The organism is Bradyrhizobium sp. AUGA SZCCT0160 (assembly GCF_018130105.1).
Taxonomy (GTDB): domain Bacteria; phylum Pseudomonadota; class Alphaproteobacteria; order Rhizobiales; family Xanthobacteraceae; genus Bradyrhizobium.
The window spans coordinates 168,157-181,561 of sequence record NZ_JAFCMD010000004.1; the positions used below are offsets into that span (position 1 = coordinate 168,157).

Here is a 13,405-nt window from a genome sequence, read left to right on the forward strand (position 1 = left end):
TGAAAATGCCGCCGCGAATGTCAATTGTTCCAATATGAACGATGCATCGCCAATTTATGACGCCGTTGTGATCGGCGGCGGACCGGCGGGACTGACCGCCGCCATCGCGCTGGCTGAGACCGGTGCCAGGACCGCCTTGCTCGCCCGCCGCGCCGCCTATGCCGACAACCGCACCACAGCGCTGCTGGGCGCCTCCACCGATCTGCTCGAACGTCTGGATGTCTGGCGCCGCTGCCGGGATCAGGCCGCAGCCTTGCGGACCATGCGGCTCGTCGACGACACCGGCCGCCTGATCCGGGCGCCGGAAGTGCGGTTTTCGTCGCAGGAAATCGGCCTCGACCAATTCGGCTACAATATCGACAACCGGACGCTGATGGCTGCCCTGGAAGAGCGCGCCGCCGAATTGTCCGGCCTGACGCGATTTGACGATGAGGCCGCAGCGGTCGATCCGCAGGATGCGATGGCTGCCATCCATACCCGTGCGGGCGGCTCGCTGTCGGCGCGGCTGGTGATCGGCGCCGACGGGCGGCAGTCCCTGTCGCGCGAGGCCGCCGGCATCGACGTCAAGCGCCGCGACCTGCACCAGTCGGCATTGACCTTCAACATCAGCCATTCAAGGCCGCACAAGAATATCTCCACCGAGTTTCATACCCCGCACGGGCCGTGCGTGTTCGTGCCCCTGCCCGGCAACCGCAGCAGCGTGGTGTGGGTTTCCGCCGCCCCGGAAGCGCAACGGCTGATGGCGCTCGGCGACGACGAACTGTCCGATGCTGCGGAAAAGCAATCGCACTTCATTCTCGGCAGCGTCCGGATCGAGCCTGGACGCAATCTATTTCCACTCTCGATCGAAAGTCCAAAGCAGTTCGCCAGCCACCGCGTGGCGCTGGTCGGCGAATCCGCCCATGTGTTGCCGCCGATCGGCGCGCAGGGTCTCAACATGGGATTGCGCGATGCCGCCGACATCGCCGATATCGCAGGCCACGCGATCTCGATCGGCGAGGATCCGGGCGCGCCGCAAGTGCTGGCGCGCTATCAATCCGCCCGCCGTTCCGATGTTGCCAGCCGGATGTTTGTCATCGACCTCGCCAACCGCTCGCTGCTCAGCGATTTCCTCCCCGTGCAGTCGCTGCGCGCGTTGGGGCTGCACCTGATCGGCTCGTTCGGTCCGCTGCGGCGGCTCGCCATGCGCGAGGGCCTCGCGCCGACATGGAAGCGCGTGGGCTAGGGCGTGAACCCTACTGTAGGCGCCCTGGCGATCTTTACGGCAGCCCCAGCCTTCCGCTCTGGATGAACCACATCACGCTGGTCAGCGTGACGACGGAGGCGAAGGTGCCGATCAGGACGGCGACTGACGCCGGCTCGATCCAGGTGTTGTTCTGCCGCGCGATCACGAACACGTTGAGCGCCGGCGGCAGTGACGCCATCAGAACCGCGGTGGCTGCCCAGGGCTGTGCGAACGGCCCGAACAGCAGCATCAGACCGAACACGATCAGCGGATGGATCAGGAGCTTGACCGCGATCACGCCGGGCACTTCCCAGGGCACGCGATCGAACGGGCGCAACGCGACGGTGACGCCCAGCACGAACAATGCCGTCGGCGCCGCGGCGTTCTGCAAAAACACCAGCGTGTTGTCGATCGCGACGGGGGGACGAAAATGCAGCGCCGCGGCGAGTGCGCCGGCGCCGGCCGACATGATCAGCGGGTTGAGCACGATCTGCCGCACCACGATGCCGAGCGTGTGCAGCAGCGAGCGATGCTCGCGATCGGTGAACGCGATCAGGATCGGTACGATCGAAAACAGGAAAATGCTGTCGCAACAAAAAATCAGCGCGGTCGGCGCGGCCGCCTTGGTGCCGAGCACGGCGAGCGCCAGCCCCGGACCCATATAGCCGATATTGCCATAGGCGCCGGCCAGCCCGGCCAGGGTTGCCTTGCGCAGCGAAAGATCGCCGATCACCCGGCCCGTCACCACGGCAACGACGAAGGCGATCACGGTCCCGAGCGTGGTCGCGATCAGGAATGGCGGGTTGTTGAGTTCCGAAAACGGCGTCTTGGCCATGATGCCGAACATCAGGGCCGGCAGCGAGACGTAGAGCAGGAAGAAATTCATCCAGGCGAGCCCCGCCTCCGGCAGCCCCCTGGTCTTGCCGCAGGCAAAGCCGATGAAGATCACCCCGAAATAGGGAATCGCCAGATTGAGGATATCGGCCATGCAATGGGGGTCTTTTTGTCAGCGTTTCGTCAATGTTTTCTTGGGGCTAGCGCCGGATGTGCCGGCCGGACTTGAGAGTTAATGCAACCTTTTGCCCCTAGCATCGGCCACAATCATGGTCTATTCGACGAGGTATGATCAAAGCGCGCACCGCCAAATTCCAGATCGGTCAGATCGTCCGTCACCGGGTGTTTTCATTCCGGGGCGTGATTTTCGACATCGATCCGGAATTCAACAATACCGAGGAATGGTGGTTGTCGATCCCTGAGAACGTTCGGCCGCACAAGGATCAGCCGTTCTATCATCTGCTGGCGGAGAATTCGGACTCCGAATACGTCGCCTATGTCTCCGAGCAGAATCTGCTGCCCGACGATTCCGGCGAACCGATCCGGCATTCGCAGGTCGCCGAGATCTTCGTCAAGGACAAGTCCGGCGGCTATCGTCCGCGCAATCCCTCTTTGAACTAGTCCACCTCACGTGTAGCCCGGATGGAGCGCAGCGAAATCCGGGTTCTCTGAACGAAAAAGGCGCCCGGTCCCGGGCGCCTTTTTGTTGGTTGATAAAGCGGCGTTACTTCGCCGCCGGATTGGCATTGCCCGGCGCGCCGCCAGCGGGCGGGTTGGCCTCGAGCTTCTTGCGCGCTTCTTCGGCCCGCTTCTGCAGTTCTTCCTGCAACTTCTGCTGGGTCTTTTCGAATTCCTTGGGGTCGGTCGGCGGCCCGTCATAGGCCTTGGCGAATTCGGCCAGCGGCAGCGGCAGCGTCAGCGGCGCGCCGTTGGAGTTGATCGCCTGGACCACCAGATTCTGGCCCTTCTTCAGGTTGGCCAGCAGTTCCGGGCTCACTTCGTAGTCCGACATGCAACCATTCTGGAAGCAGATCACATAGGGGCTCTGCGCCGGGGGATTGGCATCGACGATGACGCGGGTGCCGTGCACGAGCTGCATGCCGAGCGGCAGCGTCACGCGCAGGATCTTCTTCGGCTCGCCTTCCGGCTCGATGATGACGGCCGCGATGACCGGCTGGCCGGACTCGATGCGCCCGTCCTTACCGGTGAAGCAGACCTGCTTGGCGCCGGCGTCCTGCCCCTTGAGGCAGAATTTGGTCCAGGGCGCATAGATCAGCTGGACCTGCTGGTCCTGCGACTGACCGCCTGCGGGGGGAGCACCGGCAGCCGCTGGCGGGGCCGGCTGGCCGTTCGGGGCCGCGGGCGCTTGGGCCTTCGGAGCGGCTTTCGGGGCAGCCTTGGGAGCGGCCTTCGGGGCCTCCTTGGGCGCGCCGGGGGCCGGAGCCGGGGTTTGGGCCTGCGCACCTGCGACGAGCAACGTCGCGGACAATGCCGTCGCCGCCAACAAGGCGGCAACCCGCCCATACGGCCGGACGGCCAAAATACGGAAATTCATTGCGGAAAACCCTTTCTGAACGGGAGCGCCCGAAACCGCTGCAGGCACCGACACCTAGCCGTTTGGGCGGCTGTCTCCTAGTCAATTGAGGCGGATACGTGACAGGCGTCACCGCCTAGTCAATTGCACGCCTTCAATACAGCGGCGGACGAAAAGATCAATGCCGACAAGCATTTTTGGCCGCGGTCTCGGTGGACGCCGAAGCCTGTGGTCAAGGCCTATGGTAAAGCTCACTGGTGTGTGATCCCGAATCAAATCCGCGCGTGCAGATGTTAGTCTTTGGACGTATCCGGCCTGGTATTCTCGCCAGCGTTGTGCTCGCGCTCGGCCTTTTGCCGCTGGCCCTCGCGGGCAAGGCCCGCGCCGGTGAAAGCCATGCGATCTCCATGCATGGCGCGCCGGCCCTGCCGGCCGATTTTGTCCACATGCCCTACGCCAATCCGGATGCGCCGAAGGGCGGCCGGCTGGTCTGGGGTCTGCTTGGCACCTTCGACAGCCTCAATCCGTTCATCGTCCGGGGCCTCGCCCTGCAGCAGATCAGGGGCTTTGTCGTCGAGAGCCTGATGAGCCGCGGCAATGACGAGGCCTTCACGCTCTACGGCCTGCTCGCCAGGAGCGTCGAGACCGACGACATCAGGAGCTATGTCACGTTCCATCTCGATCCCCGGGCGCGGTTCTCGGATGGCAAGCCGGTCGTGGCCGACGACGTGCTGTTCTCCTGGGCGCTGCTGCGCGACCGCGGCCGCCCCAACCACCGCCAGTATTACGCCAAGGTCGCCAAGGCCGAAGCGCCCGACCCGCTCACCGTCAGGTTCGATTTCGGCGGCGCGCCCGACCGCGAACTGCCGTTGATCCTCGGCCTGATGCCGGTATTGCCGCGCCATGCGGTCGATCCCGAAACCTTTGAGGAAACGACCATGACGGGACCGGTCGGTTCCGGTCCCTACCGCGTCACTGCGGTGCGCCCCGGCGCCAGCGTCACGCTGACGCGCAATCCCGACTATTGGGGCCGTGACCTGCCGGCGAACCGGGGCCTGTGGAACTTCGACGAGATCCGGTTCGATTACTACCGCGAGTCCAACGGCCAGTTCGAAGCCTTCAAGCGCGGGCTCTATGATTTCCGCAATGAGGCCGAGCCGCTGCGCTGGCACGACGGCTATGATTTTCCGGCCGCCCGCAGCGGCGAGCTGATCCGCGACACCATCAAGCCGGGGATGCCGCAGCCGTCGGAGTATTTGGTGTTCAACACCCGCCGTCCGCTGTTTTCCGACGTCCGCGTGCGGCGCGCGCTGACGCTGCTGTTCGATTTCGAATGGATCAACCGCAACTACTTCTTCGGCCTCTATACGCGTGCCGGAGGCTTCTTCGCCGGGTCGGAATTGTCAGCCTATGGCCGCGCCGCCGATCAACGCGAGCGCGAACTGTTGAAACCGTACCTCGCGCATATTCCGCCTGACATTCTCGACGGCAGCTTCCGCCTGCCCGTGACAGACGGTTCGGGCCGCGACCGCGCGGCGCTGCGGGCTGCCCTCGCTCTGCTGTCCGAGGCCGGCTACGTGCTCGACGGCACCGTGCTGCGCCAGCGCGCGACCAAAACACCCCTCACCTTCGAAATCCTGGTCACCACGCGCGATCAGGAACGGATCGCGCTGGCCTACGCAAGAGACCTCAAACGCGCCGGCATCGAGGCCAGCGTGCGCGCGGTCGATCCGGTGCAATTCGACCAGCGCCGGCTCGGCTACGAGTTCGACATGCTGCAGAACCGCTGGGACCAGTCGCTGTCACCCGGCAATGAGCAGTCGTTCTATTGGGGCAGCCAAGCCGCCGATATATCAGGCACAAGGAACTACATGGGCGCAAAGGATCCGGCGATCGACGCCCTTATCGCAGCGCTGCTGGAGGCCCGCGAGCGGCCGGAATTCGTCTCGGCGGTGCGGGCGCTGGACCGCACCCTGATGTCGGGCTTCTACGCTATCCCGTTGTTTAACGTCGCCGAGCAATGGATCGCGCGATGGAATCGGGTAGAACGGCCTTCAACCATCGCCTTGACGGGGTACCTGCCCGAAACGTGGTGGCACAGACCGGACGCGCAAACCAAATGACGCAAGCCATCGAAGTGACGCCGTGACCCAGCCAGCCGCTTCGCCCACGCTCGATACGTTGTTCAAGCGGTCGCTGGCACGGCAGCCGGATGCGACGGCGCTGGTCGATCCGCCCAACAAGCAGCGCGTCACCGGGCAGACGCCGAAGCGCCTCACCTACGCGCAGGCCGACCGCGCCATTTCCGCGCTGGCTGCGCATTTCATCGAATCCGGATTGCCCGCCAACTCCGTCATTGCAGTCCAGTTGCCGAACACCATCGAATTCGCGCTGACAATTTTGGCCGCCTATCGCGCTGGCCTCGTGGTCGCCGTGCTGCCCTTGCTGTGGCGGCAGGCGGAACTGACCATGGCGCTCAACCGCACCGCGGCGCGGGCGATCGTCACCACCAGCAAGGTCGACGGCATCGTCTATTCGGATCTGGCCATGAATGCCGCGGCCGAGGCATTTTCGATCCGCCATGTCTGCGGCTTCGGCACCGATTTGCCGGAAGGCATGGCCTCGCTCGACAACGCGATCCTGCGGGAATCGACAACCGCGCGCGCGGTGATCCAGGATGGCCGCAAGGCGGCACTGATCTCGTTCGATCTGACCTCGGACGGTTTCCGGCCCGTCCCGCGTGCCCATCTCGGCCTGATCGCCGGCGGACTGTCGGTTTCGCTCGAAAGCGACGTGCCGCAGGGCGCAACGATCCTCTCGGCGTTTTCGCCGATGTCGTTTGCCGGCCTCGCATCGACGCTGACGGTCTGGCTGCTGTCGGGCGGAACGCTGGTGTTGCACCATCCGTTCGACGAAGAGGTGCTGGAGCAGCAGGTCAACGAGTATGCCTGCGACACGCTGATTGCCCCGGCCCAGCTGGCGCTGCGGCTGGACGAACTCGACCTCGCGGGCAGCCTGCCCTCCCTGCGCAACGTCATCGGCTTGTGGCGCGCGCCGGAACAGGTGTTGTCGAGCGCGTCCTGGTCGGCCCAGCAGGCAACCCTGACCGATGTCTACCTGTTCGGCGAAGTCGGTTTGTTCGGGGCGCGCCGGATTGCGGAGGACGGTTCGCCGGCCTTGATCAAACCAGGACCGCACGGCGCGCCGCGCGAACTGCCGGGCTCCTCGATCGCGGGCGACGTCCTGCTGACGCCGCGGGGCACCCTGGGACTGCGCGGACCGATGATCCCGGTCGCGGCCTATGCGCCGCCGCCGCCCCCCAGCGACTCGCTGATCGCAGCCGCGCCGCGCGATTACGTCGACACCGATTATTCCGCGCGGCTCGACCGCTCGACCGGCGCGATCAACATCACCGCGCCCCCCTCCGGCATCATGGCCGTCGGCGGCTATCGGTTCCTGGCGCAGGACCTGCAGGAATGGGCCCGGCGGCTCGGACAAGGCGCGCTGCTCACGGCATTGCCGGATCGCCTTAGCGGCCATCGGCTCGCCGGCCGGGCCCAGGACAACGCCCGCGCCCGCGACGCGCTGACGGAACTTGGGCTTAACCCGTTGATGGTCGAAGCGTTTCGCGACCGGGCCAATTCCACCTGAGCGCAATCTCGCGGCTTGCGTTGACGCCACATTAAGCCCGGCAAACTAGGATCGCGCACTCATAATGGCGCGCTTGATCCGAGTTGTCAGATGTCCCAGCAAGGCCCGATCCTCGTCGTATCGACCGCAAGGCGGCCGTCGTTTGCCGCAGCGCTCGACGTCGCAAAGCTGTTTCCGGTCGTCGAGGCCGAATGGGCGGACGCAGGTCGCGCGGTCGAACAGCTGCAGCCGGCCGCGGTATTGGCCGCGACGTCCGACGTCGATCAGGCCACGCTTGCCGCACTCGCCGCGCCGATCGCGGCCCACCAACCTTATCTGCCGCTGATCGCGGTCGATCCGCAGGGAACGTTGCCCGAAAACGCCATCCCGTTTTTCCAAAGCCAGGGTGACTCCAGGCGCCTCGTCGCGCGCTTGCGCGCGGCGCTGCGTGTCCGTGCGCTGCACGCGACCGTGATGCGCCGGCTCGTGCCGGCCACCCGGATCGCGCTGTCGGACATCGATACCTTCAGAGATGCCACGGTGCTGCTGGTCGGCCGCGGCGGCGGCTACCCCACGCTGTCGGTCTCGCTCGGCGAACAAACCGGCGTGGTCGGCGCGCTGAGCATCGAGGCTGCGGCGAAGCATCTCAATGCACGCGACATCGACGGCATCGTGCTCAGCGAAGGCTTTAGCCCGCGCGTGGTCGATGCGTTCCTGACCGTGCTGGCGGAAGACGCCCGCTTCCGCCATCTGCCTGTGGTGGTGACGTCAGGCGATCTATTGCCTGCCTATGAATTGCCGAACCTCGAAATCCTCTCGGGCGAGCCCGCACAAATGGTGGCGACCGCGCTGCCGCTGATCCGCCAGCATGCCTTCGAAGCGCATTTGAGCCGGACCCTGCGCTCGATCGACGCCGAGGGTTTGATCGACGCCCGCACCGGCCTGCTCACACCGACCGCCTTCGAACGCGACTTCGCCAGCGCGGTCTATCAGACCCAGCAACGCGGCGGCGGCCTGTCGGTCGCGCGCTTCGCCTTCGACCCCGCCCACCCCCGCGCCCAGTTCGACGGCGCGCGCATCATCAGCCGGCTGATGCGGCAAATGGATTTCGGCGCCGTTTGCGATGACGGATCGGTCGTGGTCGCCTTCGCCGAAACCGACCTCAAGACCGCGCATACGATCGCGCGGCGGCTGTCCAGCGTCATGCGCCACACCAGCCACGGCAAGCGCGACACCCGCGCAGAACCAACCGTGACGGTCGCGACACTGGAGTCGAAGGATTCCGCGAAGGCGCTGCTCGCGCGCCTCGGCGAAGAGGCGCATCGCGCCGCGTCCTGAATGTTCCGTCCAATCGTCCATGAACCCGCAGGGCCGCTGGAGCGACACAGGTTCGATGTGCTCGCCGCCTAAACCGACGGGCGCGGGCGCTTTGCGCCCACCGTCGAGGAAGCGGCAATGTTGACGAATAACATGGGGCTAACCTGGAAAGCTTCTGGGATCGCGTTGTTTGCGATGGCCCTTGCGCTCGTGGGAGGGCTGTCGCTGTTCAATAAGGCAAACCTCGACACGAAGCCAACCGCCGCCGTCGAACCTGCCATCGCCACCGCGACCAACTGCGCTGAATTCGAGGCGAAGGCCCGTAAGCTGTTCGACCAGGGCAGCGACACCGCGACGCTGAGTGGCACATTCGCGTCCGGCGACCACGTGCACCTGGCGATCGATTTCATCGGCGTCAGCTATTCCTGGGAATCGACCGGCGTGTTGGGAATAATGCCGAACGTCAGCGGCTCCCGCTGGTACAGCTGGCTTAAGTACACCGCGCACCGCAAGGCCACATACTCGCCCGAGCACACGCTCATATCATCCGTGTCCAACGGGAAGATCAGCGGATTGGCCAGGTTGGAGGTGAAGCTCGATGTAGCCACCGCTGGAGATGGCGCGATAACAATCAAGAAGACCAGCGGGCTGTCCATATCGCCGACGGTCGTGATCGCGAGCTGCAAAGCCTCGAATGAGGCGCCCCCGATTGCACGGGGATTGTCGAGCTGATGCGGCTCGACAAAGAAGTGCAGCGCGCCGGGTCGTAGCCGTCCGATCCCGTCATTGCGAGCGTAGCGAAGCAATCCATCTCGCAGCATGCCGACACATGGATTGCTTCGCTACGCTCGCAATGACGGGGATGGTTCGAAGCCCTACGCCGCCTTCTTGTTCTCCGCGAGATTGGCGAGCTGCCGCAAAATCTCCGTCGTGCCCATCAGCCGTTCTTCCGGCGTCTTCCATACCTGCAGGAACACCACCTTCATGTCGGGCCGCACCTTGGCGGCCTGGCCATGCTGGCGAATGAAGAACACCAGCCGGTCCGGCTGCGCGAACTTGTTGTCGCGGAAGCTGATGACGGCGCCCTTCGGCCCGGCATCGACCTTCTCGACATTGGCCCTTCGGCAATAGGCCTTGATCGCGGCGACCTTGAACAGATAGCGCACCTCGTCCGGCAGCACGCCGAAACGATCGCGCATTTCGGCGGCGAAATTGTCGATCTCCTCGTCGGTCTCGAGATCGGCGAGCCGGCGGTACAGCGACAGCCGCACCGCAAGATCGTTGACGTAATCCTCCGGGATCAGCACGGGCATGCCGATGGTGATCTGCGGCGACCAGCGGTCGGCCGCGGGCTCGACCACGCCGGCCTTGAGGTTGAGGATCGCCTCTTCCAGCATCGATTGATAAAGCTCGAAGCCGACTTCCTTGATGTGGCCGGATTGTTCCTCGCCGAGCAGATTGCCGGCGCCGCGGATGTCGAGGTCGTGCGATGCAAGCTGGAAGCCGGCGCCGAGCGTTTCCAGCGATTGCAGCACCTTGAGCCGCCGTTCCGCCTGCGCGGTGATCTTCTGCTGCGCCGGCAGCGTGAACAGCGCATAGGCGCGCAGTTTCGAGCGCCCCACCCGGCCGCGCAGCTGATAGAGCTGCGCGAGGCCGAACATGTCGGCGCGGTGCACGATCAGCGTATTGGCCGAGGGAATGTCTAGCCCGGACTCGACGATCGTGGTCGAGAGCAGGACGTCGTATTTGCCGTCGTAGAACGCCGACATGATGTCTTCGATCACGGTCGGCGGCATCTGGCCATGGGCGACAGCGACTTTCATCTCCGGCACGGTCTTGTCGAGGAAGTCCTTTACGCTCGCGAGATCCTCGATACGCGGCACCACATAAAACGCCTGCCCGCCGCGGTAGCGTTCGCGCAGCAGCGCCTCGCGGATCATCAGGGGGTCATGCGGCGCCACGAAGGTGCGTACCGCGAGGCGATCGACCGGCGGCGACGCAATGATCGAGAGGTCGCGCACGCCGGTCAGCGCCAGTTGCAGCGTGCGGGGAATCGGCGTCGCACTCAACGTCAGCACATGGACCTGCGCGCGCAATTGCTTCAGCCGCTCCTTGTGGCTGACGCCAAAGTGTTGCTCCTCGTCGACGATCAGGAGGCCGAGATCCCTGAACTTGATCGCCTTGCCGAGCAGCGCATGGGTGCCGACGACGATGTCGACATTGCCTTCCGACAGCCCCTTCTTGACCTGCGTCAGTTCCTTCGGCGCGACCAGCCGCGAGGCTTGCGCGACATTGACGGGGAAGCCACGAAAACGTTCGGTAAAGGTCTTGTTGTGCTGCCGCGCCAGCAGCGTAGTCGGCACCACCACAGCGACCTGCTTGCCGTCGAGCGCGACCGCAAAGGCAGCGCGCAGCGCCACCTCGGTCTTGCCGAAGCCGACGTCACCGCAGATCAGCCGGTCCATCGGCCGGCCGCTTTCGAGATCTTTCAGCGTGGACGTGATGGCGCCGAGCTGATCCTCGGTCTCTTCATAGGGGAAGCGCGCGCAGAACTCGTCATAGACATGGGCCTGCACCGGCATTTTCGGCGCTTCGTGCAGATGGCGCTCGGCCGCGATCTTGATCAGTTCGCCCGCGATCTCGCGGATGCGGTTCTTGAGTTTTGCTTTTCGCGCCTGCCAGCCGCCGCCGCCCAGACGATCAAGTTCGACATTGGCGTGGTCGGAGCCGTAGCGCGACAGCAGTTCGATGTTTTCGACGGGGAGGAACAGCTTTGTCTCGGCGGCGTAATGCAGCTCGAGGCAGTCATGCGGCGCGCCGGACACTTCCAGCGTCTGCAGCCCGATGAACCGGCCAATGCCGTGCTCGACATGCACCACCAGATCGCCGGCGGCGAGGCTCGTGACCTCCGAGATGAAATTGTCGAGCTTGCGGCTCGCCTTGCGCGGCCGCACCAGGCGGTCGCCGAGAATGTCCTGTTCGCTGATGACGGCGACGTCGTCGGTCTCGAAACCGGATTCCATGCCGACCACCGCCAGCATGGCCTCGTTGCGCGGTGTCGCCTGCACCGTGCGCCAGGTGTTGACGCTGGTGAGGTTGTTAAGCTTGTGGTCGCGCAGCATGCTGCCCATGCGGTCGCGCGAGCCCTCGCTCCACAGTGTGATCACGACCTTCTTGCGCTGCGCCTGCAGCGCCAGCACATGGGCGACAACGGCTTCGAACACGTTGACGGAGCTATCGGCGCGCTCCGGCGTGAAGTTGCGCCCCTGCCGCGCGCCGGCATCGAACACGTCGGAGCCGTGCTCGGGCACCGCGAACGGCGTCAGCCGCGCCAGCGCGGCCTCTTCAAGGCGGGTCGCCCATTCCGCTTCGCTCAGATAGAGCCGGTCCGGCGGCAACGGTTTGTAGATCGCGCCACCACCGGGATGCTCCAGTGCCTCGCGCCTTGCTTCATAATAGTCCGCGATCTGCTTGAAACGTTCTCGCGCAGCGTCCTCGCCCTGCGGTTCGATCGCGACCGGCGCGCCGTCGAGATAGTCGAACAGCGTGTCCATCCGTTCCTGGAACAGCGGCAGCCAGTGTTCCATGCCGGGATGGCGGCGGCCTTCGCTGACGGCTTCATACAGCAGATCGTCGCGCTGCGGCGCGCCGAAGGTCGCGACATACCCCATCCGAAAGCGACGGATGGTCTCGGTGACCAGCTGGAATTCCGAGACCGGCACCAGGTCGAGCGCGCGCATGTCGAGCAGCGTGCGCTGGGTCTCGGCGTCGAACGTGCGGATCGATTCCAGGCTGTCGCCGAAGAAGTCGAACCGCACCGGCTGGTCGAGCCCGGCCGGAAACAGATCGAGGATGCCGCCGCGCACGGCGTATTCGCCGGGCTCGCGCACGGTCGAGGAGCGGTTGTAGCCATTGTGCTCCAGCCAGGCGACGATGGAGTCCATCGGCACGACGTGACCGGGCGCCACCGACAGCGCCTGCGCCGCCACCACCTCGCGCGCCGGCACGCGCTGCACGATGGCGTTGACCGTGGTCAGCACGATCAGCGGCTTGTCGCTGCCTTGAAGCCGCGACAACCGCGCCAGCGTGGTCAGGCGCTGGGCCAAGACGCCGCCATGCGGCGATACCCGGTCATAGGGTTGGCAGTCCCAGGCCGGAAACTGCATGATAGGCAAATCGGGCGCGAAAAACTCCAGCGCCCGTGCCAGTTGCTGCATGCGGGGGCCATCGCGGCACACCACCGCAAGGCTCACCGCCGGTGGTTTCGGCTTGGCGGCGACCGCGCGTGCGAGGTCAGCAACGACCAGGCCTTCCGCGCCCTCGGCGACATTCGCAAAGGTCAGCGCCCGGCCGGGGGCCAATAGCGCGGCGGGCGATTTGACTGGAGACTTCATGCGTCGTGGTCCACGGCGCGACGCGCCTTGATGCGATCGAACAGCGCACTGGCGAACTCGGGATCGAGCGGCTTTTCGCCGGTCAGCGCGGCATAGAGATCGGGATCGGGCACCTCGAGCAGCCGTTCCAGTTCGGCCATATCGCCATCAGACAGATCAGCGATCTCGGCATCGGCAAAGCGCCCGAGGATGAGATCCATCTCACGGGTGCCGCGATGCCAGCAGCGAAACAAAAGCCGCTTGCGGCGGTCATCGAGCCCACCGCTCGATCGTGTCGAACCCGTCATTGTCCCATTCCCATCCGAACGCCAAAAGCCCGGACGTGCCGGGCGGGGTTGATATAGCCATGGAAGCGGCGAATGTCAGTAGCGTTTCCGGCACAAATCCAAGTGAACCCGACGCATGTGACGTGCGACAACAGGAGGTCGCGGCGGACTTGCAGCTTTTGCGTTTCGCCGGTATGTGATCTGC

The 13,405-nt window shown here is 65.0% G+C and carries 10 protein-coding genes; 6 read left to right on the forward strand and 4 right to left on the reverse strand.

What is annotated here, in order from left to right:
* Positions 1–34 precede the first annotated feature (34 nt).
* Positions 35–1,225, forward strand: coding sequence for a UbiH/UbiF family hydroxylase (locus JQ558_RS08905; RefSeq protein ID WP_212293411.1), 1,191 nt, complete (start codon positions 35–37; stop codon positions 1,223–1,225).
* Positions 1,226–1,259: 34 nt separating this feature from the next.
* Here JQ558_RS08905 and JQ558_RS08910 read toward each other — a convergent pair whose 3' ends face one another.
* The gene (locus JQ558_RS08910; protein ID WP_212293412.1) at positions 1,260–2,213 is read right to left on the reverse strand and encodes an AEC family transporter; all 954 of its coding nucleotides are present in this window, start codon (positions 2,211–2,213) and stop codon (positions 1,260–1,262) included.
* Positions 2,214–2,347: 134 nt separating this feature from the next.
* Here JQ558_RS08910 and hspQ point away from each other — a divergent pair, with 134 nt between their 5' ends.
* A complete protein-coding gene (gene hspQ / locus JQ558_RS08915) occupies positions 2,348–2,680 on the forward strand; it encodes a heat shock protein HspQ (RefSeq protein ID WP_212208631.1) in 333 nt (110 codons plus the stop codon).
* A gap of 103 nt (positions 2,681–2,783) precedes the next feature.
* On the opposite strand, the gene JQ558_RS08920 is transcribed toward hspQ, so the two are convergent.
* Complete coding sequence (locus JQ558_RS08920) at positions 2,784–3,614, reverse strand: invasion associated locus B family protein (protein WP_212293413.1); 831 nt, start codon at positions 3,612–3,614, stop codon at positions 2,784–2,786.
* A gap of 269 nt (positions 3,615–3,883) precedes the next feature.
* On the opposite strand from JQ558_RS08920, the gene JQ558_RS08925 reads away from it, so the two are divergent.
* From JQ558_RS08925 to JQ558_RS08940, 4 genes are all read left to right on the forward strand, one after another.
* Positions 3,884–5,716, forward strand: coding sequence for an extracellular solute-binding protein (locus JQ558_RS08925; RefSeq protein WP_212293532.1), 1,833 nt, complete (start codon positions 3,884–3,886; stop codon positions 5,714–5,716).
* A 22-nt stretch (positions 5,717–5,738) separates the two neighbouring features.
* Positions 5,739–7,244 (forward strand): class I adenylate-forming enzyme family protein, encoded by a 1,506-nt coding sequence (locus JQ558_RS08930; protein WP_212293414.1) that lies wholly within the window; start codon positions 5,739–5,741, stop codon positions 7,242–7,244.
* A 90-nt stretch (positions 7,245–7,334) separates the two neighbouring features.
* Positions 7,335–8,561, forward strand: a complete 1,227-nt coding sequence (locus JQ558_RS08935) for a GGDEF domain-containing protein (protein ID WP_212293415.1) — start codon at positions 7,335–7,337, stop codon at positions 8,559–8,561.
* A 120-nt stretch (positions 8,562–8,681) separates the two neighbouring features.
* Positions 8,682–9,272 (forward strand): hypothetical protein, encoded by a 591-nt coding sequence (locus JQ558_RS08940; protein WP_212293416.1) that lies wholly within the window; start codon positions 8,682–8,684, stop codon positions 9,270–9,272.
* A gap of 143 nt (positions 9,273–9,415) precedes the next feature.
* Here the strand turns inward: JQ558_RS08940 and mfd are convergent, their stop codons facing one another.
* Positions 9,416–12,934, reverse strand: coding sequence for a transcription-repair coupling factor (gene mfd / locus JQ558_RS08945; RefSeq protein WP_212293417.1), 3,519 nt, complete (start codon positions 12,932–12,934; stop codon positions 9,416–9,418).
* A complete protein-coding gene (locus JQ558_RS08950) occupies positions 12,931–13,221 on the reverse strand; it encodes a succinate dehydrogenase assembly factor 2 (RefSeq protein ID WP_212208624.1) in 291 nt (96 codons plus the stop codon). Before JQ558_RS08950 ends, mfd begins: the two co-directional genes overlap by 4 nt.
* Positions 13,222–13,405: the final 184 nt, after the last annotated feature.

What these genes read in the sequence shown, in the direction of transcription:
- mfd (WP_212293417.1), bottom strand. Translation starts at nt 12,934, where the DNA reads ATGAAGTCTCCAGTCAAATCGCCCGCCGCGCTATTGGCCCCCGGCCGG.
- JQ558_RS08925 (WP_212293532.1), top strand. Translation starts at nt 3,884, where the DNA reads ATGTTAGTCTTTGGACGTATCCGGCCTGGTATTCTCGCCAGCGTTGTG.
- JQ558_RS08935 (WP_212293415.1), top strand. Translation starts at nt 7,335, where the DNA reads ATGTCCCAGCAAGGCCCGATCCTCGTCGTATCGACCGCAAGGCGGCCG.
- JQ558_RS08950 (WP_212208624.1), bottom strand. Translation starts at nt 13,221, where the DNA reads ATGACGGGTTCGACACGATCGAGCGGTGGGCTCGATGACCGCCGCAAG.
- hspQ (WP_212208631.1), top strand. Translation starts at nt 2,348, where the DNA reads ATGATCAAAGCGCGCACCGCCAAATTCCAGATCGGTCAGATCGTCCGT.
- JQ558_RS08905 (WP_212293411.1), top strand. Translation starts at nt 35, where the DNA reads ATGAACGATGCATCGCCAATTTATGACGCCGTTGTGATCGGCGGCGGA.
- JQ558_RS08920 (WP_212293413.1), bottom strand. Translation starts at nt 3,614, where the DNA reads ATGAATTTCCGTATTTTGGCCGTCCGGCCGTATGGGCGGGTTGCCGCC.
- JQ558_RS08910 (WP_212293412.1), bottom strand. Translation starts at nt 2,213, where the DNA reads ATGGCCGATATCCTCAATCTGGCGATTCCCTATTTCGGGGTGATCTTC.